Consider the following 22249-nt stretch of genomic DNA (forward strand, 5'->3'; position numbering starts at 1 on the left):
GAAGTATGTTTTTTGGTTCTTTTCTTTATTTCGGAAAATTCTCATTTTAACTATTGACTTTATGAATGGATTTTTAATACAATTATATTTCGACTGAAAAAATTGGAACGGACAGGAGGGAATCATCAAATGAGTAACATATTTGAAGAAGAATTACAGAAAATGAAAGATATTTTATGTACGATGGATGAGCAACTAGAACAGCTTGAAAAAATCCCGGTTTATTATGGAGAAGATTTTAAAGAGCAAATTCTTGAAAGTATGAGGGAGTCTAATAGACAAAACTTACGTATCGGTGTACAAGAGCCGTACTTTGGAAGATTGGACTTTCAGGAGGATGGCAAAGAAGAGGTTATGCCGATTTACATCGGTAAAGTAGGTGTTTCAGATAAAGATACGATGAAACCGATGGTTATAGATTGGCGAGCACCTGTCGCAAGTATGTTTTATTCATTTACCGGTGGTGATGAATTAGCATTTTATCAGTCACCAGACGGGTTGGTAGAAGGCGATGTTTATTTGAAACGAAACATTTCTATTCGAAAAAGAGAGCTTGAACGTGTTGTAGATACATATGTAAAAGGAAATGAAGATGTATCGCATGCCGATGATTTTCTTCTATATCGATTAGGTGAGAATAAAGATAATAAATTGAAAGATATCGTTTCGACTATACAATCGGAACAAAATGATATTATTCGTGCAGAAAGAAACTTACCATTATTAATCCAAGGGGTTGCAGGGAGCGGAAAGACAACAATCGCTTTACATCGCCTTGCTTTTTTAATTTATGAATATCGTGAACAATTAGAAGCGGAGAGAATGATTGTATTTGCTCCAAACAGTTTGTTTTTAGATTACATTTCTAGCGTACTTCCTGAATTAGGGGTAGGAAATATTAGTCAAACAACGTTTCCGGATTGGGCGTTACGTACGTTAGAGGGTTCGGTGAAACTAAAGCAAACAGAAGAAAAATTGAAAGAAGCTTTTTCAATTAATCGCGATGAAAAAAAGGTAATGCTCGGTAAATTAAAAGGAACGCTGGAATTTAAGACGTTTATAGAAGAAAGAATGATTCAATTTGAAAATGATTTAGTGCCAACAAAAGATTTTGAGGCGTGGGATAAAGCTATTATTCCAGTGGAAGACGTTAAAAAATGGATGCAAGTGGAATATAAACATTATCCATTAAAGAAAAGAAGAGAACGTTTAGTTGGCCGTATGAAACGCTGGATTGAAATTGAGCTTAAAAAGTATGGAGAAACAAACGAGAAAAAGTTACTAAAAAAAGAAGCAACAAAGAGATTGAATACCTATATGAATTTTTGGCCAAAAATGAGCCCGCTTTCACTATACAGTTCAATGTTGAAAAGTAAAGAAATACTCGACGTACTACCTGAAGAACTTGTTCAAGAAACAGAAAAGAGTTGTCGTAAAAAAGAAGTGTATGTAGAAGATTTGCCTGCTTTAATTTACATACATCACCGCACGACAGGAATTGAAATCGGACAGAAGTTTCATCATGTCGTTATTGATGAAGCGCAAGATTTCTCGCCTTTCCAAGTGTATGTATTAAAAGAAATTACATTAGGTAATTCTTTCACTATATTAGGTGATTTATCGCAAGCGATTTATGATTATCAAGGAATTGAAGACTGGAGTGCTTTTAAGGACGTATTCCAAGAAACAGGTTACTTTGAATTAACAAGAAGTTACCGTTCTACAAAAGAAATTATTGAATTTGCAAATGAAATAATTAAAAATGCAGAAATTCCTGTAGGGCTTGCAACACCAGTTTTCCGTAGTGGTGAAGATGTGAAAGTAATTGGTACAGAAGATCAATTCACTGAAATTGTGAAAACGTTGCAACAGCTGCAAAATGAAGATGTGAAAACAATTGCGGTAATAGGTAGAACAGATGATGAATGCCGTGAAATGTATGAGAAATTAACGAACGCAGGATTAAAAGTGAATGTAATTGAAGCCGATCAAAGTAAATATGAAGGTGGTATTTCTGTAGTACCTGTCTATTTAGCGAAAGGTTTAGAATTTGACGCTGTATTATTAATCGATGTGGATGATGAACATTACACAAATACAAAACATGATGCGAAGTTACTATACGTCGGATGTACGAGATCACTTCATGATTTATGGATTTTTTATAGTGGACAAGCGTCTCCGTTAATTAAAGGATAAAATAAATAAAAAACAAGATGATTTTCTAGTAAGGCACAGAAAATTCTCTTGTTTTTCTATAGAAAGATAGAAGAGGAAAATGAGTATGATTACAAAAGTAATAACAAAAAGGAATTTGGAAATTGCAAAAGCAGCTGGAGAAATTAATGAAGCCTCTCTTAAGAATGAGGGGTTTATTCATTGTTCATTATTAGACCAAGCCCTAAAAGTTGCAGAAAAACATTTCATTCACGAAGAAGATGTATTATTACTTACAATAGATCCATCACTAGTAAAAGCAGAAATTAAATATGAACTTGCTTCAAACGGTCAAGAATACCCGCATGTATACGGAGTAATCAATGTTGAGGCGATTGTAGAGGTTAGCTCATTTCCTAAAGAAAAAGGAGAGTTTATATTACCAGAGGTACAAAGTTAAGAGTGTTATAGGTATTTAAGTTAGTTAGAAAAGCACAAATTATATAATTTGTGCTTTTTATTATCCTTTTTTTGTAAATAAGTATTGTTTTTGTCACAATAATACTGTACGATACATAGTATAAAACATATACTGTATGACATATAGTAATGGAAATGAGGTGAATAAATGGATGCTTTATTAAATTCATTAATTACTGAGCTAAGAAGAGGGACTTTAACATTGGCGGTTTTAAGCCAATTAAGAACGCCGCAATATGGATATTCACTTGTCCAATTATTAGAGAAATCAGGAATCGTAATCGATCAAAGTACTTTATATCCACTACTTCGCCGATTAGAAAAGCAGGAGTTAGTGACGAGTAGTTGGGATAAAATGGAGAGTAGACCTCGTAAGTATTATGTTTTAAGTAATTATGGATCAGAGATATTTTTACAATTGAAAAAGCAGTGGGTAAAGGATTCGAAAGAACTTTATAACTTATTAAAGGAGGAGGATGAAAATGAGTTTGATTGATATGTACGTCCATGAAGTTGCGAAGAGATTACCTGAAAAAAATCGTGAAGATATTACACTTGAACTACGGTCAACAATAGAGGATATGTTACCAGACGATTATAATGAGGAAGATGTGAAGAGCGTACTCGAAAAATTGGGAAGTCCAGTTTCATTGGCTAATGGGTACTTGGATAGACCAATGCATTTAATTGGACCACGTTATTTTGATGTATATACGACGCTATTAAAAATGATTATACCAATTGCAGCTGTTATTGCGCTCATTTCAATGGTTGCAGAAAATTTTATAGGCTATAATGGTGATCAAGCGGTATTAAATGTTATTTTACAATTGATAGGTAAAGGTATTGGGGAAATTTTTGAAGTGGGTCTCCATGTATTTTTCTGGCTAACACTTGTATTTGCTGTTTTAGAAAGAACTGATAAAGAAAAGGATCCACACCCATTAACAACAAGCTTAAAAAAATGGACACCAGATGACTTGAAAAATGTTTCGTATATCCCGAAGAAAAAGGCGATTTCAAAGTTTGAAGTTTTTGGAGGGTTAATGTGGACGGCAATATGGGCTACAATTTACTTTTATGCGAATCATCTTGTAGGCGTATATCATGGTACAGAAAATGGACTGAAGTTTGTCTCGCCGACGTTTAATCAAGATGTTTTACTTCAATACTGGCCAATCGTTTTGGTTATAATCGTTTTCGAAGTAGCTATATCTCTTTATAAGTTAGTACAGGGACAATGGACGAAAAGATTAGCAATTGGAAATGCGATTCTTCAAGTAGTAGGAACAATCATATTTATTGTAATTGTAGTAAATCCTCATTTATTTAACGAAGGATTCATTACGTATTTGGCAAATACATTTACTACTTCCCCAGAGGAATTTAAAACGTGGTTAATTGGCGGTGGAATTTTCATTTACACATTATCTGCTGCAATAAATATATTTGATGGTTTCCGAAAAGCAAGTATTCGTATGTGAAAATGAATCAGAAATTCCAATAAGATAATGATTATGAAAGGAAGAAAACAATGATAAGGGAAGCAACGATAAAAGATTTAGCCTTTATTTTAGATATTTATAATGATGCGATACTTTATACAACGGCTGTGTATGCATATAAACCTGTGACCCTTGAAAATAGAATAGATTGGTATGAACAAAAAAAGGCTGACGGTTATCCCATTTTCGTATACGAATTAGATAATAAAGTAGTAGGATTTGCGACATTTGGACCATTTAGAGCTTGGCCTGCTTATAAATATTCAATTGAGCATTCGGTGTATGTTGATAAGGAATATAGAAAAAATGGGATTGGGACTTCTTTAATGAAAACATTAATCGAAATTGCAAAAGAAAGAGAATATATGACCTTAATTGCTGGAATTGATGCGGAAAACGAGAAAAGTATTGCTTTGCATCAAAACTATGGATTTGTTCATGTAGGGACAATAAAAAAAGCAGGTTATAAATTTGATAAATGGCTAGATTTAGCCTTTTATCAATTGGAGCTTAATGGACCTGTAAAACCTTTAGAAGAATAGAAGTTTTTCGTGAAATTTATTTTTAGGTAGCAAGGAATAATCCGTGCTACCTTTTTCTTATTGTAATAGCAAAAATAATCTTTCAGAAAGGAATTTTATATTCTATATTGAATTATTAGAAGGTGATATTACGATGTGAAAAGAGGAATGGAAATGGAAACTGTCATTCAAAAAATAAAAGAGATACAATCTGGTCATGTAGGAGTAGCTATTTATTCTACAAAAAATGAACGTGTAATTGCTTCATATAATGATGAACTATATATTCCATTAGCATCAGCAGCTAAAGTGGCAATTGGATTTGCACTAGCAAAGATGGTGAGGGAGAAAAAAGTTTCTTGGAATGATATACTTCATCACATTAAGTTTAATCCAGGTGAAGATAGTGCACAGTTATATCCACATTTACAAGGAAGAACTACATTAAGACTTAGTAAAGCGGTGGAGGTGATGATAGCTTGTCATGACAGTTATGTTGCGCAGTCAATTGTAATGCATTGCGGAGGATGGAATACTGTCAGAGAATATGTTTTAACATACTTTTCGAAGATTTATATCAAGGAAAACCCTAAAGACGAGAAAAATATTGGAGAGTTAAATCAAGTTCTTTCGCTTTTAGTTCATATTTTTCAAGGGTATAAAACAGAACCAGAATTATGGGAACCAATTGTAAACGGGATGGTAAGACAACAAGGTGAATATGATGGAATACCTTCATATCATTTAGCTCATATGACAGGTGGATTGTCCACAGCTACAATAAATATTGGTATAATAGGAATGTTTAATGAATTCCCGTTTCTTTATGTTATTGGAGGAAAAGATTTACCTAATCGACGTGAAAATATAGAGGTAGATGAAGAGTTTGCAGCAGCTTTGAACCACATATACAAAGAATATATTGAAAACATGCTAGAGGTGAACAATTGAAGAGAAACTTAAAAACTTCAACGATTATCTTTTTAATTGTAACAATTATTGCTCTTGAAGTTGGAATCGCACTATATTATCACAATTTGTCATTAGATACAATTTATTTTGCAGCGATCCTTATTTGTATTGTATTGCTTTTTGGCACACGTGTTTCTGAAGAGAAAAAATAAAATGTAGCTTACTAAGCTGAAAGGATGGTATATATGAAACATATAGAAAGTGGTACTCGCAATGAAGGAGAATACATAAAAAATAAAGTAATTCAATATAACATGTCCATCTTAACAGATGAAGTAAAACAACAGATGGAACAAGTAAGTTTTGTAGTGAAAGATGAAGAAGGGAAAATTTTTGGTGGTGTAACAGGAACGATGTATTTTTATCATCTTCATATCGATTTTTTATGGGTTGATGAATCAGTTCGCCATGATGGATACGGCAGTCAATTGCTACATAAAATCGAAGAAATTGCGCAGGAAAAAGGGTGTAGATTAATATTATTAGATTCATTTAGTTTCCAAGCGCCAGAATTTTACAAAAAGCATGGTTACAGAGAATATGGTGTTGTTGAAGATCACCCGAAAGGGCATAATCAACACTTTTTCGAAAAGAGATTATAATAATGTTATGTAGACTAGATGGCGGGAGTATTAAAATGTACACTTATAAATTGCAACACGAACAACCGATCTGCGTGGGGAAAATAAAAACACTTTATGATTCTGTCGGTTGGTGGCCAGAAAGAAAAGAAATAGATATTGAAAAAATGTTAAAGAATAGTATAGCAATTGGAGTATGGAAAGAAAACGAATTAATTGGATTTGCTAGAATCGTTTCTGATGGTGTTTTTCGAGCATACATAGAAGATGTTGTCGTACATGAGAGTGTAAGAAATAAAGGTATTGGAGAGAATATGCTTACAATGTTACTCGAGGAAATATCTCATATTCATATTGTTAGTCTATTTTGCGGAGAGAAACTACTGCAGTTTTATGGTGAACAGCAATTTCAAGCGACGAAGCAAATTGTGATGCACCGTAATCAAATCGTGAAAGAATAAGAGGTGCCAATTAGAATGAATGCAACAAGAGCATATTGTTTATCGAAAAGAAAAGCGACAGAGGATTCTCCAGATGGCTGGAGCGCAACGTGTATGAGGTTAAACAATAGAATATTTGCGATATTGAACCATGAAGAAGGTGAAAAAGCTGCGATTACATTAAAATGTGATCCAGAACTCGCATTAAGAATCAGAGAAGATTATCCTGAAACAATCATTCCAGGGTATCATATGAATAAAAAGCATTGGAACACAGTGTACATACATAAGGATGTAGGAAAAGAACAAATTAATAAGATGATAGATTGGTCGTATGATTTAATACTGCACTCATTTTCAAAGAAAAAGCAGCAAGAGTTAATGGATGAAATGAAAAGTGAAGATGCTCAAAAATAACTTGTGAAATTATTTTGCAAGTTATTTTTAGTTTTAGTTTGATAAAGAAAAGTATAAACTAGGAGAATTTGTAATGAAAAATAAAAGAAATAGAATGCTATATGCAATCTTTACTATCATCGTCATTGTTTTAGGTCTGAGTTCAAGAAAGTTTGCTTTTGCGTTACCGGATCTATTAAATGCTTACTTAGGTGATGCTTTATGGGCATTAATGATTTTTACTGGATTTGGATTTTTATTTCCTAAAATAGAAACGAAGAAGTTAACTTTTATTAGTTTACTATTTTGCTACGGGATTGAAATAAGCCAATTGTACCATTCACCATGGATTGATAGTATTCGTGCAACGACTTTAGGTGGACTCATATTAGGTTACGGATTTTTGTGGAGTGATTTAGTTGCTTATACAAGTGGTGTGGGGATAGGAATACTTTTAGAGCTTAAGTTAAAAAAGAAATAGGAATTAATAAGGGGGTATTTGTATATGGAGAATGCATTGAAAATTGCAAAGTTTTGGTTTCAAAATGAACAAGTGATAGCTACAGGCATTCAATCGAAAGTCACGAAGCTTACGTGTAATAATAAATTTTATATATTAAAGGAAAAGGGATTGATAGAGCAGCTTCTAGTTGAACTAGATGTATTAGAAAGGCTTGAAGAAAAAGGAATAAAAGTACAAAAAATAGTGCGAACGAAAAGTGATGAAAGGTATGTATTTTATAAAGAGAAGTATTATTGTTTGTATGAGTATGTTGTTGGAAATGTACTAGAAATAAAAGATACAGAAAATCTGAAAGGGCTAGGGAGCATAATTGGAGAAGAAATAGCTAATCTACATCAAGCATTAAATTCAGTGAATTGTGCAAATGAGTTAATAAAAAGAGATTTATTCAAAGTAGTGTATGGGTGGGCTTTACCAATTTTAGAAAAGAATGAGCATATTCATAGGGGTGTAATTAAACGAATGCAACAATTACATACCGCTTTCAAGGAAACCGTTCAATCATTACCAAAACAAATCATTCATCGCGATATGCACTTATCGAATGTAATCTTTAAAAGTAATCAATTTCAAGGATTTATAGATTTTGAGCTTTTAGAAAACAATGTAAGAGTATTTGATATATGCTATTGTTGTACGAGCATTTTAAGTGAGTTATATAGTGATGAAACATTAAGAGGGAAATGGTTACATATCGTCAGCAAAGTTTTTGAAGGGTATTATAAACAAAATAATTTAACACAAGAAGAAATAAATGCCATTTGGTACGTTATGCTTTCAATTCAAGTAATCTTTGTTACTTATTTTGTCCAATTACCAGACTTATTAAGGCTAAATGAAGAGATGTTCTTATGGATTTTTGCTAATAAGGAGGATATTGAAGAAGCAATAGGAGGCATTGTAAAGGTATGAACAAAATAATGTTAATTGGTTCCGGTGGTTCAGGAAAATCTACATTGGCAAAGCAGTTAGGAGATAAATTAAATATTAAGGTGCATCATCTTGATGCACTATTTTGGAAACCAAATTGGGAAGGTGTTTCGAAAGAGGAACAAAGAACAGTTCAAAATGAATTAATTAAAGAAGAAAATTGGATTATTGATGGGAATTACGGCGGGACAATGGATATAAGACTTAAAGCAGCTGACACTATTATCTTTCTTGATATTCACAGAGCAATTTGTGTTTATCGCGCTTTTAAAAGGGTAATCCAATATCGAAATAAAACAAGACCAGATATGGGCGCGGGATGTGAAGAAAGATTTGATTTACCATTTTTCAAATGGATATGGGAATATCCAAAGGCGAAGCGACCTACAATTTTAAAAGGATTAGAGCAATTGCCCAAAGAGAAAAAGGTTATTATTTTAAAATCCCCCAATGAGGTTCGGGAGTTTTTAAAGCACATACAATAATAAACTGTAGCGCAACAAATCCTTTTGGATATTACCGATTAGTTTAATAAAACTAATCGTTTTTTAATATGATAAATTTAATACTTACTACGAATTGTATTTTGTAATGAGTATATCATTATTAATCTATGAAAAATGAATGCTTGGAGGAATAGAAAATGACTAACGATTTAATTCACATAATCGATTCATTAATGGTCAATATTCCAGCAGGAGAGGTAGTATTACGAGATGATCGTATAAAAAAAGAATGGCAAGTTCAAATTCAACCATTTCTTCTATCAAAGTATGTAGTAACAGCGGAGTTATATTATGCTATTACGAATAGTACATCAAATGGTTATAAAGATAGTAATAAGCCAGTTGTAAATGTTTCATGGAATGATGCAATTGTATTTTGTAATTTACTTTCTAAAAAAGCGGGATTAACAGAGTATTATTCTATTAGTAATGGTGATCAAAAGGTGAGTTGTAATTTGGGATCTAACGGTTACCGATTACCGTCTGAGGCAGAGTGGCAATACGCATGTAAAGCAGGTACAGCGGGATATATATACGGGGAACTTCAGAAAATAGCATGGTATAATGAAAATTCAAATGGACAAATTCATGATGTCGGCAAAAAAGAACCGAATGTATGGGGACTATATGATATGTTAGGGAACGTTTGGGAATGGTGCTATGATTTGTATGATGAAAAAGTGTACGGATCGTACCGAATTTTTCGTGGAGGCAGTTGGGCTGAAGCAGCTAGAGGTTGCGGTGCTACTTGTCGCCGGCGTAGCCATCCTACGTTTCACATAGATGATCTTAGTTTTAGGCTTGCTAGGTCAATTTAGTAGGAAAATAACACAAATAACGAAGAAATGAGTATCTGTACTCTTAACGATATAGAAATGATTTAACTTAAGGAGTGTTTATAATGGCTAGAGTTTTGTTCATTAACACCGGTTCAGAAGGGCATATCAATCCAACCTTGCGAGTTGTCGAGGAACTGATTTCCCGCGGTGAAGAAGTCGTTTATTTTTCAATAGAGGCTTTCAGGGAGCGTATTGAAAAGACAGGTGCTACAGTGCGAACAATTGATGATCAAAAATTTTTAAAAGCGTTTCTGTCTGGTGGTAGAAATTACTTACATGAAAGAATAAACGGGCTTCTACATACAGCAGATGTTGCAATCCCTAGTATTTTAGAGGAAATTGAAGGGGAACATTTTGATTACATCATTCACGATTCTATGTTTGGGTGCGGTCGTTTAATTGCTCAAATTCTTAAACTACCAGCAATTAATTCCTGTACATCTTTTGCGCAGGATGAAAAATCATTTGAACAAATGTTAGATCATCTTTCAAAAAATATCCCAGCGGAAGTCCATGATAGGATACATAATGATTTTCAAAACTTAGCAAAAGGAATTGCAGAAAAATATGGTGTTGAAATAAAATCTCCATATGAAGTTTTCTGTAATCCAGCACCACTCACTATTGTGTATACAATTAAGGAGTTCCAACCTTTTGGAGATACGTTTGATGACACATTTAAATTTGTGGGACCATCTATCGCTGCACAAGTAAAAAATGAAGTCTTTGATTTTAATTCAATTGAAATGAAGAGCTCAATTTATATTTCATTAGGTACTGTTTTTAATGAAGCGATTGATTTTTATAAACTTTGTATTAAGGCGTTTGAGAATAGTGAGCATACAATTGTTATGTCTATTGGTAGTAACACGAAAATAAGTGATTTAGGCGATATACCTAAAAACTTTATTGTGAAAAATTATGTACCTCAAACTGAACTGCTTACATATACGAAACTATTTATTACACACGGTGGTATGAACAGTACGCATGAAGGACTCTATAATGGGGTTCCACTCATTGTAATCCCGCAAAGTGCCGATCAGCCAGTAATTGCAAAGCAAGTGGAGAATATCGGGGCAGGAGTTACATTACAAATGAAAGAATTAACTGAAGGACAAATATGTGAAAGTGTAGAGCATGTGTTACATAATTCATCATTTAAGGAAGCTGCATTGAATATGAAAGAGTCTTTCCGAAAATCAGGTGGGTATAAACAAGCAGTTGATGAGATTTTCACATTTACAGATCGTGATTAAATTTTGATTTAACAGAAATGTAAGTAGCTTATTCTGTTAAGAAGGAGTAATGAATGATCAATAAACTATACGAAAAGTATAAAATGCGTAGGATCACAAATGAATTTTCAATAACTGAAATTGATCGGATTTTGAAGGAAGAGTATAAGGCTACCGAAATCGACAAAGACAAAATTGGTTCTATGATGCATGATCCGTATACAAATTTTGAGGAGATAATAAAATGTTACAAGATTGATCAGCAAGATATTTTATCGAGTTTGTTTAGCAATGAGGAAAAAAGTAATTTTGCTGAAATGATTCAATTCAATCAATCTGAGCAAAGCACACAGTATGATGAGCAAGATTTCTTTAATCAGCAAATCCAAGAAGGTAAGTTAATCGTTATATTTTTAGCAAGTATGGAAGGGACATATATGAATTACTTCAACCTATTAGGACATTCGGAGAAATTGTATCATAAACTCACTGTCCTTATGGGAGTAGAAAAAGAAGAATGTAACTTAGATAATCCTTTGTTCAAAAAATATTTACAGGCATTAGATGCTACTGGATATTTAGAATAATAAAGGAAGGGTACTATATGTATCTATAATGCGTAATCATTTAGTACCCTTTCTATTATGATAATGTTTTCGTCATAAGGATGTGCGGAATACCATCTTCCATAAATACATCAGAAGAAGTTTGATAGCCTAATTTTTTATAAAATCCTTCTGCTTGTGTTTGCCCATGTAATTTCACTTTTGTTGCTTCTTTGTTTTGAGCAATCTCTTCTAATGCTTGAATGATTACTTTCCCTAGTCCGTATTTACGATAGTCTTTTAAAATACAAATGCGCTCTAATTTTCCTATGCCATCAACAAATCGTATACGACCTGTACCTACAGGAATCTCGTTATAATAAACTAAAATATGTTTACATGCCTCACCGATTTCATCAAATGTATCGAATTCATCTTCAAGAGGGACATCTTGTTCTTTTACAAATACTTCTTTTCGAATATGAAATGCGATTTCTAAATCTGTAAGTTCTGTTATGAGTTTGGATTGCAAAATGTTCAGCCCTTTCTAGTATGATGTGCGTATGTTTTCATAGTATATCATACTAAGACGCTATTAAGAGAAGCAGAACACATTAAAAAGTCGACTTCAAACAGTCAGCTTTCATGATAATTCTTTTATCCCATTTTTAGTTCCGATAATTGCTTTACTCGTCATATTTATAAACAAGCCTGTTTCAACTACACCAGTAATCATTTTTAATTGTTCGTGTAAAGTAGCTGGGTTAGATACATGGTTAGGAAATACACAATCGATAATCATATTATTGTTATCCGTTATAAATGTATCGTTATTTTTTAAACGTAACGTTGTTTGACATCCTAAAGACTGAATTTTATTTTCGGTTTGTTTCCATGAAAAAGGTATAATTTCAACAGGCAATGGGAAAGTACCTAAATGTGTAACGAGTTTCGATTCATCAGCAATGATAACCAGTTTTTTAGAGGAAGCGGCAACGATTTTTTCCCGAAGTAAAGCACCACCGCCACCTTTTATTAGCTGTAAATTTGAATCAATTTCGTCAGCTCCATCGATTGTTAAATCAAGCATTTGTATGTCATTTAACGAAATCAGCGGAATGTTTAGTTGTTGTGCTAATGCTTCAGTTTCCTTAGATGTAGGTACAGCTTGAATGGATAAACCTTCTTGTACACGTTGTCCTAACTTTTGTATCGTCCAATATACAGTTGAGCCTGTACCAAGCCCAACGTTCATTCCATCTTGTACAAAGTTAGCGGCGTATTCACCTGCAAGCTGTTTTAAATTTATCATGTCACTCTACCGGACGTGGCCCAGCATCAAGACCTGAATTTTCGACTGTAAGCACCGGACGAACAACTATATCTTTATGTACGCGCATTTGACATGATAGTCGTAAATGATCTTCAATCCCTTTTTCCGTCATCGCATTTTTTTCATTCGTACTTACTTCACAGAAGTCACCGGCTATTATTTCTACTCTACAAGTTGTGCAACGCGCTTTTCCACCGCAACGATGGAGTATGTGTACACCGTTATCTTCAATTGCTAATACTAACTTTGTGCCTTCTTTTACATCAAAAGTTCCCGCACCTTCAATTGTTAATTTTGGCAAATTTGTTCCTCCTCACGTAAAATTGTACATAACATATTTATGACCGCGAATTATTGAACATAAACATATTTTTTTATATGCCCCGTAACTTTTTTATTAGTTGTATCGTTTATAAAGTAAGCGCTGAAAAGGAGTGGTTATTTTGTGCACAAAAGTAACTCAGATTTTAAAGAACCATATCGATATGAATCATTCAAATAAAAGCTTTTTAATTGAGAACTATACAGAGCTAAAAAGGTACTGCACATTTTTAACGAAAAACAAGTGGGACGGTGAAGATCTCGCCCAAGAAACAGTTTGTAAAGTTCTTCAAAAATATAGTAATAAAGATATTTGTATGACGCTTCTATATAAAATAGCTAGAAATCGCTGGTTAGACCAGATGAAGTTGAAATCAGTTTATGAAAAAATAAAGGAACAGATTACTTTTGAAGAGCCACATGAGAAGATTGCAGATCTACATGAAATGGTAGGGAAAGTATTGACTTCATTAAATGTACAGCAATCCGCAATTTTATTATTAAAAGATGTGTTTCAATATAGTATCGCTGATATTGCTAAAGTATGTGCTGTATCGGAAGGTGCAGTGAAAGCTTCTTTATTTCGGAGTAGAAACAGACTAAAAACTGTAAGTGAAGAAGGAATTGAGATAGTCGAATTCACAGATGATATTGATATTGTTGTAACGTCTATTCGTGAAGAAAGCCCGGAATTATTAACAAAACTTCTTCCGACAATAGATTTTACTAAGTTACCATCTAAACAGCCAGTCTTATTATTTAATGCGAAAAAGCCTTCTTCCTACAGTTGTATGCTATGCGCAGCATAACAATTATTGGAGGGATAAAAATGAATACAATTCCATACGTCGTAGAACAAACGAAATTAGGAGAACGTTCCTATGATATATATTCAAGGTTATTAAAGGACCGCATTATAATGATTGGTTCAGAAATTAACGATCAAGTAGCGAGTAGTGTAGTGGCTCAATTATTATTTTTAGAGGCAGAAGATGCGGAAAAAGACATATTCCTGTATATTAATAGTCCTGGCGGTTCAACGACAGCTGGTTTTGCGATATTAGATACGATGAATCTAATTAAACCGGATGTGCAAACACTTTGTATGGGATTTGCGGCGTCATTTGGTGCATTGCTATTATTATCAGGTGCAAAAGGAAAACGGTTTGCGTTACCTAATAGTGAAATTATGATTCATCAGCCGCTCGGTGGTGTAAAAGGGCAGGCAACGGAAATTGAAATAACTGCAAAAAGAATATTAAAGTTAAAGCATGATATTAATAAAATGATTGCAGAAAAAACAGGGCAATCACTTGAACGAGTAGCTCATGATACAGAAAGAGATTATTTTATGACCGCTGAAGAAGCAAAGGAATATGGGATTGTAGATGATGTTGTTGCGAAAAAATAACATAAAACAGGCTAGAGAATATCCATTATTCTCTAGCCTGTTTTTTAATCTTTTATCCATTCGTCAACTAACGATTGATTCTTTTTAATCCATTTTCGCGCAGCTTCTTCTGGATCTTTCGTTTTATTGAGCATGATCATTAGCGTACCAAGCTGTTCATCATTCATTTTCCATTTATCAAAGTATTTCACAACTGCTGGATGATCCGTTTCAAAACCTTTTCGTAATGAGTAATAAATATCATCTTTTTCACCATATACTTTCTTAGGGTCTTTTAAATATTTTAAGTCAAATTCTGAAAAGCCCCAATGTGGATTCCAAAGCGTTACAGCGATTGGTTTCTTTTTCGTATATGCTTTTTTTAATTCGCTCATCATTGCAGCTTCTGAAGATTGGACAAGTTTTAATTTAATATCATATTCTTTCATAGCTTTATTCGTTAAATTCATAAGGCTACTACCAGGTTCTATACCAATGATTTTGTTATCTAGCTCATCTTTATGGGCATTTAAATCTTCAATACTGTTAACATTTTTCACATAGGAAGGAACGACTAAACCGAGACCAGTCCCTTCGTACCATTTTGACTTTAAGACAATCTCATCTTTATAACGATTATTTAATGGTTTGTCCGTAACGGGAAGCCATACTTCTAAATTTGCATCAACATCCCCACGAGCAACACCAGTCCAAATCGCAGCTTTTTCTAAATACATGAGTTCAACTTTATATCCCTTATCTTCTAATAAAACTTTCCACATGTTTGCAGTTGCAATATTTTCTTTCCAACTTGTTACACCAAGTTTAATTTTCCCTTTCGAATTTGCATTTGTTGCATTACATGAAGTGAAAATCATAGTAATAAATAATGCAAGGCATATAAGCCATATTTTCTTTCTCATCGAAAACCTCCTAAGAAACGTTTGCCATTTTAAATAAATGTATAAGTAAGCATTCTTATTATGAACGGAAACGAGAATTTTAAAGAAATCTTATGAATGTCATTTTTATGTAATATTTCTTTGCAAAATCGCAACACTATGTGAATAGATGGGTAGAAAAGGAGTAGTGACATGGATAATACAAAGGTGCGTGTTGAAAACGTAACAAAAGTATTCGGGAAACATCCGCAAAGAGCCCTTTCCTTATTAAAAGAAGGGAAAAGTAAATCAGAAATTTTGAAAGAGACAGGAATGAACGTTGGTGTGAAAAAGGCAACGTTTGAAGTATATACTGGAGAAATTTTTGTGATTATGGGGTTATCTGGTAGCGGGAAATCTACGTTAGTTCGTATGTTAAATCAATTAATCAAACCGACAGCAGGGCATATTTACATAGATGGTGAAGATATCGCTACGATGGGAAAAGAAGAGTTGCGGAGAGTGAGAAGAACAAAGATGAGTATGGTGTTTCAGAAGTTCGCTCTCTTCCCGCACCGTACAGTAATACAAAACGTTGCGTACGGATTAGAAATACAAGGAGTTCCAGTAGAGGAACGTGAAAGTAAAGCGTTAGAATCACTGCAGTTAGTAGGGCTTGATCATCATAAAGATAATTATCCAAGTCAACTTAGTGGCGGTATGCAGCAGCGTGTTGGCATCGCAAGGGCATTAACAAATAATCCGGATGTTTTACTAATGGACGAATCATTTAGTGCATTAGATCCACTTATTCGAAAAGAAATGCAAGATGAGTTATTAGAACTCCAAGATAAAATGGAGAAAACTATCATATTTATTACACATGATTTAGATGAAGCTCTTCGAATTGGTGATCGGATCGCGTTAATGAAAGATGGAGAGGTTGTCCAAATTGGAACGCCAGAAGAAATTATGATGAGTCCTGCTAATGAGTTTGTTGAGAAATTCGTTGCGGACGTGAATTTAGGGAAAGTAATTACGGCGGAATCTATATTAAAACGACCGGAGACATTATTAATTGATCGTGGACCACGTGTAGCGCTTCAAATTATGAGGAATGCGGGTGTTTCTACAGTATATGTTGTAAATAAGAAGTATGAGTTTTTAGGAATATTAACTGCAGATGACGCGAGTAAAGCAGTGCAAAAACAGTGGCCGATTGCTGATTTACTACTTAACGATATTCCACATGTTTATTTAGATACTTTACTGGAAGAGACCTATGCGAAAATGGCCGAGATGAAATATCCGTTACCCGTAATTGATGAGAAGAAAAGACTAAGAGGAATTATTAAACGTGAAAGTGTCATTCAAGCTCTTGCAGGAAATATTGAAGAAGAGGTGAAAGACGATGAATAGCATACCTCGTATTCCATTAGGGGAATGGGTCGATTCATTTGTTGCGAATTTATATGAGCACTTTGAAGGCTTGTTCCGAGGATTCTCTTATATTATCGGTGGATTCGTTGATTTACTCACTAATTTTTTAATAATAATACCGGCTATATTGATGATTATTATCTTATGTTTCCTCATTTGGTACACGACGAGAAAAGTATCTTTAGTCATTTTTACGCTTATCGGATTATTATTTATTTTAAATATAAACTACTGGGAACAAACGATGCAAACATTAGCACTCGTACTTACATCTGTTATTATTTCAGTCATTGTTGGAATTCCAATTGGAATATTAGCATCTCAAAATGAACGCTTCTCAAAATTTTTAAAACCGACATTAGACTTTATGCAAACAATGCCCGCATTCGTATATCTTATTCCGGCGATTACATTTTTTGGGGTAGGTGTTGTTCCTGGTATTATTGCATCAGTTATTTTTGCAATGCCGCCGACAATTCGTTTTACGGACTTAGGAATTAGACAAGTGCCAGAAGATTTAATTGAAGCAGCGAATGCATTTGGATCTACCGCATCACAAAAATTATTTAAAGTACAATTACCACTTGCGACGGGAACAATTATGGCGGGTGTAAATCAAAGTATTATGCTCTCATTATCAATGGTCGTAACAGCTTCACTTGTAGGAGCACCAGGGCTTGGTGTAGATGTATATCGCTCTGTTACACAAGTTAATATCGGAATGGGATTTGAAGCGGGACTAGCTATCGTCGTGATTGCGATTATATTAGACCGCATTACACAAGGATTTCATCAAAAAAGAAGATAAAGAGAAAACACACTTTATTATAAAAAGTGTGTTTTTTTGTTTGGAAAAATTACATACGAACGATAACAGAACCACCAGCCGGTGCGCAAACTTGGTTTTGTTGTTGTTCCATTGATTTTATTAATTGATTATTTTCTTCGATTAATGAGATTAATTTCGCTAATTGGCTTTCAAGACTTGCGATGCGCTGCATCATATATTGAGAATCATGGTGCAGTGTATTTCTTACTGGATGCGGGGAGTAAGTATATTGTTGATTTAAATTTGGATGCCAATGAGGATGCATTTGAATCGTTCCTCCTTCAATAAATTACTGATCTTTCCTATAGTAAATGCCTATGTATATGTAATGGTGACTTGAAAATTCTTTCAAACGAAGAGGATTATGTAGAGGGAATGGAAAAGTAATAAAGTACATTTTTGGGAATTTATTAAGTGGAATAGAGAATATATTAGGAAACAGCGACGTTCATGTAAATGGGTATTGTATGGGGAGAAATTGTGAGAGGAGATGCTGTGGTGGCTAATAATAAAAAAGAAATGATGCGATGGCGATTGGTATCGCTATAGGTATTGTAATCGGTGTAGTACCTAGATTTTTTACTGATAATTTAGTAATCGGAATTGTTATTGGAATTGTAATTGGGATTGCGTTTTTGAAGAAATAATGAGTTTATAAATTTATTTAAAAAAACTCCTCATTAAAATAATGAATTTTCGGAATATAAATCCTGTTTTTCCTTTTTTTATGATATTATAAATAAAAGGATGGTGATGGATATGTCAACAAACAATCAGGTAGAACAAAACTGCTTTATTTGCGAAAAACATATAGGAAACATTACAGTTCCAGGTGGAGCTATTTACGAAGATGAACTCGTTTACGTTGGACATGTCCACTGGGATAGTGACAAAACATACCTTGGTTATGTAATGATAGATATAAAAAGACATGTACCTGGTCTTGCCGAACTAACAGATGAAGAAGCAAAAGCGTTTGGACTTATAACAAGTAGAGTAAGTAAGGCGCTAAAAGAAAGTGAAGGTGCAGAACATATTTACACTTTTGTTTCAGGGAATGGTGTACCACATATGCATATGCACATCATACCGCGTTATCCAAATACACCCAAAGATTTTTGGTCACCGACTGAAGTAGCGAAATGGACAGATGCGCCATATGGTGACGCAGAGAAAATCAAAAAACTATGCGAAAGAATACGAAAGTATATGGTGAGTGAATATGCATACAACAAATAATAGACAATATTCATGGGTTGGAAGTAGGGAAATGTGTCTAGGTGAAATCTCAGTTAAGCAATATGGGGATATTGTACTTGGTAAATATGGAGGAAATATAAGTGCTGGAGCAAAAAAGAATGAAGATGGTGCTTTCATTCTATCTAATGGTGATTGGGAATTTACAGCCATTTTAGACGGACATAATAGTGCAGAAAGTGTTGAGCTAGTAGTACACACAATCGAAAAAGAATATGAAAATATCAACACGATTATGAAAGAACCAATTGAAACAGTTTTTCGATCTGTTGAAAATCATATGCTTACAATTTTTCAATCAAAATCATTTAAAGAAAAGTGCAAAAGAATAAAAGGTGAAACAGCTTGCTTAATATGTATAAGAAAAGAAAATTACATATGGTGGCTATCTATTGGCGATTGTTTAGTTTATGTATTTCATGAAGAGTTACATAAATTAGGACAATATACTTTGAATCAACGTCATTTTTATGAGTGGATTGGTAATGTTAACACATTTGATTTACCCGTTCCGTGCTATTCGTCAGGAGTTCGTGAATTGCGCACTGGTAACAATCGAATTGTCATGGTAACAGATGGGGTATTAGAGTGCGGGGAGCGCCGATATGAAAAGTCATCCAATTTGTATGAAGATATGAATGGAAATAAGGAAGAGCTAACAGAGTGTGTTCGAAATGTATTAGAGCACGTTCATCATCAATTAGGACGTGATAGTGCGACAATTATAAGTTGGGACTGCGAAAATGATACATATGCTACGTATCCGAGTAATCAGCCGGAGAAAATTAAAGTGAGAAAATAAAAAGGATGGGGTTTTCTGTCAATTACAAAAATAGCCTTATTAATTTTATGGGTACTATCTTTATTGGTTTTTGAAAGAATAGCGAGAAGACAGTTAAATATACCGAAACAAAAAGGATGGAATAACCAATATGTGAATGATACACATAAGTGGGGAAATAGAATTATTATTTTCTCTTATATAGTTGTTATTGCAATAAGCACTTTTCTTCCAAATCGTATATTTATGGGCTATGTACCTCTATTGTTTTTTATTACGTTATATGGATTTCAATCATATATGGAGTGGAAATATGATAAAGAATCGCGTGAGTTTTTGATTTCATTATTAGGAATTGTAGCATTAATAATAACAGGATTCATACTACATTTCTTCCTTTAATATAATATGAATTTAAAGAAAGAGGGAGAGAAGAAATGAAAAGACCTTTATTACGTGCAGAAGCGATTATTTTTAATGAAGATCATTCAAGAATATTCGTTCAATGTGACAAGAATGAATCGTTTTATCGTTTTCCCGGCGGGTCAATTGAATTTGGTGAAACGGCCCAAGAAGCTATCATGCGAGAACTGTTGGAAGAATATGATTTAGAAGTCTTTGTTGAGCAATTAGCTGTTGTAAATGAGCATATTTTTACGTGGAATAACGAAAAAGGTCATCGTTGTACATTGATGCATTGGGGAGCTACTCGAGAAATAGTTACGAATGCAATAAGGCATAAAGAACATGAGGATATTATATTAACTTGGAAAAGTTTAAATGAATTAAAGGAAAAACCAACATATCCTGAAGGGATTGTAAATTACTTAGAAAATCATAACCGTAATATAGTCCACTTTATTTTACATAATTCAATGGAGTAATAGGAGGAATGGAAATGAGAACCTATACGTTTTGGATTATAATCTTTGTTTTTTGTATAGTTGGCTACTTTTTAGAACAATTTTTAAGAAGAAAGTTGAATATGCCAAAGAAAGGCTTATGGGGATATAATAAACATGTAAATAGCTTACATAAAAAATTAGAAATAGGACTAATTTTTGTTTATTTAATAACTAGCTTTATTTATATATATAAATTAGAAACCACTAATATTGCTTATGTTATTTTTAGTTATTTAGGGGTTTCCTGGATTTTAAGAGCATACATGGAGTGGAAGTATGATAGAGAATCGAAAGAGTATATTATTTCGTTATTCGGATTATCTTCATTTATCCTTATGATTTCGATGATGTTTTACTTCGTTTCTCCTGCTACATGACAAAATAATTATTGAAGGTACATTAATAAATTGATGGAATTTTAAATTGTTTAGTAAAAAGTAATCATAATATAATCGAATTTATTTCAAAAAATAAATTAGGTAATAGGAGGGAGCACAATGGGGACCTCTACTATTATTATTATTATTATTGTACTAGGTATAGGTGGTTACTTTTTAGAACAGTTTTTAAGAAAAAAATTGAATATGAAGAAGCGAGGGTTCTTCGGGTATAAGCATGTGAATAGTTTGCATGTGAAATTGGAAATAGTATTATTTTTTATTTATTTCATAACTTGTTTTACTTATGTAAATAACGAAAATGTAGGATATGTTATGTTCATTTTTTTCGGAAATTTATGGACGTTACGGGCATGGATGGAGTGGAAATATGATAGGGAGTCGAGAGAATACATTCTTTCGATAATCGGATTAGTTGCATTTATTATTATGATTTCATTACTACTTTACTTCCAGCCGCTTTTAACGTAAAGAAGAAAACAAGGGGATTGAGTGAAAAGCAACCATGTATTTGTTAGGTGATAAATGGTTGCTTTTTGTTTTGAGAATAGGAATATTTTTAAACGTTTGTTTTATCTAATATACATTTAATAAAACTAGTTTTTTCCTCCGCATACTTATGTTTATTGTTATGGTTTGCTTGTGAAAGTCGCATCTTTAACTGTTCATACTGCATGCGAGCAGTTGCATTATTTCTTAAGTAATCTCGGAAACTTAATTGTTCTATTAAATATTTGTTCCCTCGTTCATACATATGAATTTGATGAGTTCTTGGCTCACCTTTATTCAAATAATATCGTTCAGGCAATACATCTTTTCTGTACTTATAGTTTAATAGTTCTAACTTTTTAACACATTTCAAACCGTCCGTATAATCTTCTAATTCGATTGCAATATCAATAATTGGCTTTGCACTTAAATGTGGAATAGAAGTACTACCAATATGGTGTATCGTTACAATACGTTCACCAATTTGTTCTTCAATGAATTGTTTCTCTTTTATAAACTCAATTGCCCATTCTTCAGTCCATGGAACTAAAAATACTTTCCCGTACGGTAAACCTAGCATTTGTTTAGCACC

General features: G+C 33.4%; 32 protein-coding genes and 1 pseudogene. 27 read left to right on the plus strand and 6 right to left on the minus strand.

Annotation, left to right across the window (positions count from 1 at the left end):
* Positions 1-129: 129 nt before the first annotated feature.
* The 16 genes from EUC40_RS12870 (at position 130) to EUC40_RS12945 (ending at position 11675) form a co-directional block, all read left to right on the plus strand.
* Positions 130-2199: a HelD family protein gene (locus tag EUC40_RS12870; RefSeq protein ID WP_156575551.1), complete on the plus strand. Its 2070-nt coding sequence runs from the start codon at positions 130-132 to the stop codon at positions 2197-2199.
* Positions 2200-2284: 85 nt separating this feature from the next.
* The gene (locus tag EUC40_RS12875) at positions 2285-2617 is read left to right on the plus strand and encodes a DUF952 domain-containing protein (protein WP_156575552.1); all 333 of its coding nucleotides are present in this window, start codon (positions 2285-2287) and stop codon (positions 2615-2617) included.
* Between the two features lie 168 nt (positions 2618-2785).
* A complete protein-coding gene (locus EUC40_RS12880; RefSeq protein WP_156575553.1) occupies positions 2786-3133 on the plus strand; it encodes a PadR family transcriptional regulator in 348 nt (115 codons plus the stop codon).
* Positions 3120-4121 carry an HAAS signaling domain-containing protein gene (locus EUC40_RS12885; RefSeq protein ID WP_156575554.1) on the plus strand — a complete coding sequence of 334 codons (1002 nt, stop codon included), beginning with the start codon at positions 3120-3122 and terminating at the stop codon, positions 4119-4121. Before EUC40_RS12880 ends, EUC40_RS12885 begins: the two co-directional genes overlap by 14 nt.
* A 50-nt stretch (positions 4122-4171) precedes the next feature.
* Positions 4172-4684, plus strand: a complete 513-nt coding sequence (locus EUC40_RS12890; RefSeq protein WP_156575555.1) for a GNAT family N-acetyltransferase — start codon at positions 4172-4174, stop codon at positions 4682-4684.
* Positions 4685-4819: 135 nt separating this feature from the next.
* Positions 4820-5614: a serine hydrolase gene (locus EUC40_RS12895; protein ID WP_244322191.1), complete on the plus strand. Its 795-nt coding sequence runs from the start codon at positions 4820-4822 to the stop codon at positions 5612-5614.
* Positions 5611-5787, plus strand: coding sequence for a hypothetical protein (locus EUC40_RS12900; protein ID WP_156575556.1), 177 nt, complete (start codon positions 5611-5613; stop codon positions 5785-5787). Before EUC40_RS12895 ends, EUC40_RS12900 begins: the two co-directional genes overlap by 4 nt.
* Positions 5788-5820: 33 nt before the next feature.
* A complete protein-coding gene (locus EUC40_RS12905) occupies positions 5821-6237 on the plus strand; it encodes a GNAT family N-acetyltransferase (RefSeq protein ID WP_156575557.1) in 417 nt (138 codons plus the stop codon).
* 35 nt (positions 6238-6272) lie between these two features.
* Entirely contained in the window at positions 6273-6677 is a 405-nt protein-coding gene (locus EUC40_RS12910) for a GNAT family N-acetyltransferase (RefSeq protein ID WP_156576940.1), read from the plus strand.
* Between the two features lie 15 nt (positions 6678-6692).
* Positions 6693-7073 carry an MmcQ/YjbR family DNA-binding protein gene (locus EUC40_RS12915; protein WP_156575558.1) on the plus strand — a complete coding sequence of 127 codons (381 nt, stop codon included), beginning with the start codon at positions 6693-6695 and terminating at the stop codon, positions 7071-7073.
* Between the two features lie 73 nt (positions 7074-7146).
* A complete protein-coding gene (locus tag EUC40_RS12920) occupies positions 7147-7533 on the plus strand; it encodes a ribosomal maturation YjgA family protein (RefSeq protein ID WP_156575559.1) in 387 nt (128 codons plus the stop codon).
* Between the two features lie 24 nt (positions 7534-7557).
* Positions 7558-8487, plus strand: coding sequence for a phosphotransferase enzyme family protein (locus EUC40_RS12925; protein ID WP_156575560.1), 930 nt, complete (start codon positions 7558-7560; stop codon positions 8485-8487).
* Positions 8484-8990 carry a DNA topology modulation protein gene (locus tag EUC40_RS12930; RefSeq protein WP_156575561.1) on the plus strand — a complete coding sequence of 169 codons (507 nt, stop codon included), beginning with the start codon at positions 8484-8486 and terminating at the stop codon, positions 8988-8990. The genes EUC40_RS12925 and EUC40_RS12930 overlap by 4 nt, the downstream gene beginning before the upstream one ends.
* A gap of 158 nt (positions 8991-9148) precedes the next feature.
* Positions 9149-9829 carry a formylglycine-generating enzyme family protein gene (locus EUC40_RS12935; RefSeq protein WP_156575562.1) on the plus strand — a complete coding sequence of 227 codons (681 nt, stop codon included), beginning with the start codon at positions 9149-9151 and terminating at the stop codon, positions 9827-9829.
* 83 nt (positions 9830-9912) lie between these two features.
* Positions 9913-11109, plus strand: coding sequence for a macrolide family glycosyltransferase (locus tag EUC40_RS12940; RefSeq protein ID WP_156575563.1), 1197 nt, complete (start codon positions 9913-9915; stop codon positions 11107-11109).
* Positions 11110-11162: 53 nt separating this feature from the next.
* Positions 11163-11675 (plus strand): hypothetical protein, encoded by a 513-nt coding sequence (locus EUC40_RS12945; RefSeq protein ID WP_156575564.1) that lies wholly within the window; start codon positions 11163-11165, stop codon positions 11673-11675.
* A gap of 55 nt (positions 11676-11730) precedes the next feature.
* Here the strand turns inward: EUC40_RS12945 and EUC40_RS12950 are convergent, their stop codons facing one another.
* The 3 genes from EUC40_RS12950 to EUC40_RS12960 form a co-directional block, all read right to left on the minus strand.
* Positions 11731-12165, minus strand: coding sequence for a GNAT family N-acetyltransferase (locus EUC40_RS12950; RefSeq protein WP_156575565.1), 435 nt, complete (start codon positions 12163-12165; stop codon positions 11731-11733).
* A 111-nt stretch (positions 12166-12276) separates the two neighbouring features.
* Entirely contained in the window at positions 12277-12942 is a 666-nt protein-coding gene (gene rpiA, locus EUC40_RS12955; RefSeq protein WP_156576941.1) for a ribose 5-phosphate isomerase A, read from the minus strand.
* A 4-nt stretch (positions 12943-12946) separates the two neighbouring features.
* On the minus strand, positions 12947-13267 hold the full coding sequence (locus EUC40_RS12960) for a 2Fe-2S iron-sulfur cluster-binding protein (RefSeq protein WP_071711996.1): 321 nt from the start codon (positions 13265-13267) through the stop codon (positions 12947-12949).
* Positions 13268-13409: 142 nt separating this feature from the next.
* Here EUC40_RS12960 and EUC40_RS12965 point away from each other — a divergent pair, with 142 nt between their 5' ends.
* On the plus strand, positions 13410-14096 hold the full coding sequence (locus tag EUC40_RS12965; protein WP_071711997.1) for an RNA polymerase subunit sigma-70: 687 nt from the start codon (positions 13410-13412) through the stop codon (positions 14094-14096).
* Between the two features lie 20 nt (positions 14097-14116).
* Positions 14117-14698 (plus strand): ATP-dependent Clp endopeptidase proteolytic subunit ClpP, encoded by a 582-nt coding sequence (gene clpP, locus EUC40_RS12970; protein WP_156575566.1) that lies wholly within the window; start codon positions 14117-14119, stop codon positions 14696-14698.
* Between the two features lie 44 nt (positions 14699-14742).
* Here the strand turns inward: clpP and EUC40_RS12975 are convergent, their stop codons facing one another.
* Positions 14743-15600, minus strand: a complete 858-nt coding sequence (locus tag EUC40_RS12975) for a glycine betaine ABC transporter substrate-binding protein (protein WP_156575567.1) — start codon at positions 15598-15600, stop codon at positions 14743-14745.
* Positions 15601-15771: 171 nt separating this feature from the next.
* On the opposite strand from EUC40_RS12975, the gene EUC40_RS12980 reads away from it, so the two are divergent.
* Complete coding sequence (locus EUC40_RS12980) at positions 15772-16977, plus strand: quaternary amine ABC transporter ATP-binding protein (RefSeq protein WP_071712000.1); 1206 nt, start codon at positions 15772-15774, stop codon at positions 16975-16977.
* Positions 16970-17806 (plus strand): ABC transporter permease, encoded by an 837-nt coding sequence (locus EUC40_RS12985; protein WP_156575568.1) that lies wholly within the window; start codon positions 16970-16972, stop codon positions 17804-17806. Before EUC40_RS12980 ends, EUC40_RS12985 begins: the two co-directional genes overlap by 8 nt.
* A 49-nt stretch (positions 17807-17855) precedes the next feature.
* On the opposite strand, the gene EUC40_RS12990 is transcribed toward EUC40_RS12985, so the two are convergent.
* The gene (locus EUC40_RS12990) at positions 17856-18092 is read right to left on the minus strand and encodes a hypothetical protein (protein WP_149175151.1); all 237 of its coding nucleotides are present in this window, start codon (positions 18090-18092) and stop codon (positions 17856-17858) included.
* A gap of 215 nt (positions 18093-18307) precedes the next feature.
* Here EUC40_RS12990 and EUC40_RS12995 point away from each other — a divergent pair.
* The 7 genes and pseudogenes from EUC40_RS12995 (at position 18308) to EUC40_RS13025 (ending at position 21639) form a co-directional block, all read left to right on the plus strand.
* A pseudogene (locus EUC40_RS12995) lies at positions 18308-18474 on the plus strand (glycine zipper domain-containing protein).
* A gap of 112 nt (positions 18475-18586) precedes the next feature.
* Positions 18587-19066, plus strand: coding sequence for an HIT family protein (locus EUC40_RS13000; RefSeq protein ID WP_156575570.1), 480 nt, complete (start codon positions 18587-18589; stop codon positions 19064-19066).
* On the plus strand, positions 19044-19886 hold the full coding sequence (locus tag EUC40_RS13005; protein WP_156575571.1) for a PP2C family serine/threonine-protein phosphatase: 843 nt from the start codon (positions 19044-19046) through the stop codon (positions 19884-19886). The genes EUC40_RS13000 and EUC40_RS13005 overlap by 23 nt, the downstream gene beginning before the upstream one ends.
* Before the next feature lie 63 nt (positions 19887-19949).
* Entirely contained in the window at positions 19950-20267 is a 318-nt protein-coding gene (locus tag EUC40_RS13010) for a DUF4181 domain-containing protein (RefSeq protein WP_071712004.1), read from the plus strand.
* A gap of 35 nt (positions 20268-20302) precedes the next feature.
* Positions 20303-20749: an NUDIX domain-containing protein gene (locus EUC40_RS13015; protein ID WP_156575572.1), complete on the plus strand. Its 447-nt coding sequence runs from the start codon at positions 20303-20305 to the stop codon at positions 20747-20749.
* Positions 20750-20763: 14 nt separating this feature from the next.
* Positions 20764-21147: a DUF4181 domain-containing protein gene (locus tag EUC40_RS13020; RefSeq protein WP_071712006.1), complete on the plus strand. Its 384-nt coding sequence runs from the start codon at positions 20764-20766 to the stop codon at positions 21145-21147.
* Positions 21148-21267: 120 nt separating this feature from the next.
* Positions 21268-21639, plus strand: coding sequence for a DUF4181 domain-containing protein (locus tag EUC40_RS13025; protein ID WP_156575573.1), 372 nt, complete (start codon positions 21268-21270; stop codon positions 21637-21639).
* An 88-nt stretch (positions 21640-21727) separates the two neighbouring features.
* On the opposite strand, the gene EUC40_RS13030 is transcribed toward EUC40_RS13025, so the two are convergent.
* Positions 21728-22237 carry a GrpB family protein gene (locus EUC40_RS13030; RefSeq protein WP_156575574.1) on the minus strand — a complete coding sequence of 170 codons (510 nt, stop codon included), beginning with the start codon at positions 22235-22237 and terminating at the stop codon, positions 21728-21730.
* Positions 22238-22249: the final 12 nt, after the last annotated feature.

Origin of the sequence: Bacillus luti (genome assembly GCF_009739945.1) — a bacterium.
GTDB lineage: Bacteria > Bacillota > Bacilli > Bacillales > Bacillaceae_G > Bacillus_A > Bacillus_A luti.

Bases quoted from the DNA above. Each gene is read 5' to 3' on its own strand.
- EUC40_RS12985 (WP_156575568.1), top strand. From the start codon at position 16,970: ATGAATAGCATACCTCGTATTCCATTAGGGGAATGGGTCGATTCATTT.
- EUC40_RS12980 (WP_071712000.1), top strand. From the start codon at position 15,772: ATGGATAATACAAAGGTGCGTGTTGAAAACGTAACAAAAGTATTCGGG.
- EUC40_RS12935 (WP_156575562.1), top strand. From the start codon at position 9,149: ATGACTAACGATTTAATTCACATAATCGATTCATTAATGGTCAATATT.
- EUC40_RS12915 (WP_156575558.1), top strand. From the start codon at position 6,693: ATGAATGCAACAAGAGCATATTGTTTATCGAAAAGAAAAGCGACAGAG.
- EUC40_RS12885 (WP_156575554.1), top strand. From the start codon at position 3,120: ATGAGTTTGATTGATATGTACGTCCATGAAGTTGCGAAGAGATTACCT.
- EUC40_RS13000 (WP_156575570.1), top strand. From the start codon at position 18,587: ATGTCAACAAACAATCAGGTAGAACAAAACTGCTTTATTTGCGAAAAA.
- EUC40_RS12925 (WP_156575560.1), top strand. From the start codon at position 7,558: ATGGAGAATGCATTGAAAATTGCAAAGTTTTGGTTTCAAAATGAACAA.
- EUC40_RS12910 (WP_156576940.1), top strand. From the start codon at position 6,273: ATGTACACTTATAAATTGCAACACGAACAACCGATCTGCGTGGGGAAA.
- EUC40_RS12880 (WP_156575553.1), top strand. From the start codon at position 2,786: ATGGATGCTTTATTAAATTCATTAATTACTGAGCTAAGAAGAGGGACT.
- EUC40_RS12930 (WP_156575561.1), top strand. From the start codon at position 8,484: ATGAACAAAATAATGTTAATTGGTTCCGGTGGTTCAGGAAAATCTACA.
- EUC40_RS12875 (WP_156575552.1), top strand. From the start codon at position 2,285: ATGATTACAAAAGTAATAACAAAAAGGAATTTGGAAATTGCAAAAGCA.
- EUC40_RS13025 (WP_156575573.1), top strand. From the start codon at position 21,268: ATGGGGACCTCTACTATTATTATTATTATTATTGTACTAGGTATAGGT.
- EUC40_RS12870 (WP_156575551.1), top strand. From the start codon at position 130: ATGAGTAACATATTTGAAGAAGAATTACAGAAAATGAAAGATATTTTA.
- EUC40_RS12940 (WP_156575563.1), top strand. From the start codon at position 9,913: ATGGCTAGAGTTTTGTTCATTAACACCGGTTCAGAAGGGCATATCAAT.
- EUC40_RS12975 (WP_156575567.1), bottom strand. From the start codon at position 15,600: ATGAGAAAGAAAATATGGCTTATATGCCTTGCATTATTTATTACTATG.
- EUC40_RS13030 (WP_156575574.1), bottom strand. From the start codon at position 22,237: ATGCTAGGTTTACCGTACGGGAAAGTATTTTTAGTTCCATGGACTGAA.
- EUC40_RS12905 (WP_156575557.1), top strand. From the start codon at position 5,821: ATGAAACATATAGAAAGTGGTACTCGCAATGAAGGAGAATACATAAAA.
- EUC40_RS12990 (WP_149175151.1), bottom strand. From the start codon at position 18,092: ATGCATCCTCATTGGCATCCAAATTTAAATCAACAATATACTTACTCC.
- EUC40_RS12920 (WP_156575559.1), top strand. From the start codon at position 7,147: ATGAAAAATAAAAGAAATAGAATGCTATATGCAATCTTTACTATCATC.
- EUC40_RS13020 (WP_071712006.1), top strand. From the start codon at position 20,764: ATGAGAACCTATACGTTTTGGATTATAATCTTTGTTTTTTGTATAGTT.
- EUC40_RS12945 (WP_156575564.1), top strand. From the start codon at position 11,163: ATGATCAATAAACTATACGAAAAGTATAAAATGCGTAGGATCACAAAT.
- clpP (WP_156575566.1), top strand. From the start codon at position 14,117: ATGAATACAATTCCATACGTCGTAGAACAAACGAAATTAGGAGAACGT.
- EUC40_RS13015 (WP_156575572.1), top strand. From the start codon at position 20,303: ATGAAAAGACCTTTATTACGTGCAGAAGCGATTATTTTTAATGAAGAT.
- EUC40_RS12890 (WP_156575555.1), top strand. From the start codon at position 4,172: ATGATAAGGGAAGCAACGATAAAAGATTTAGCCTTTATTTTAGATATT.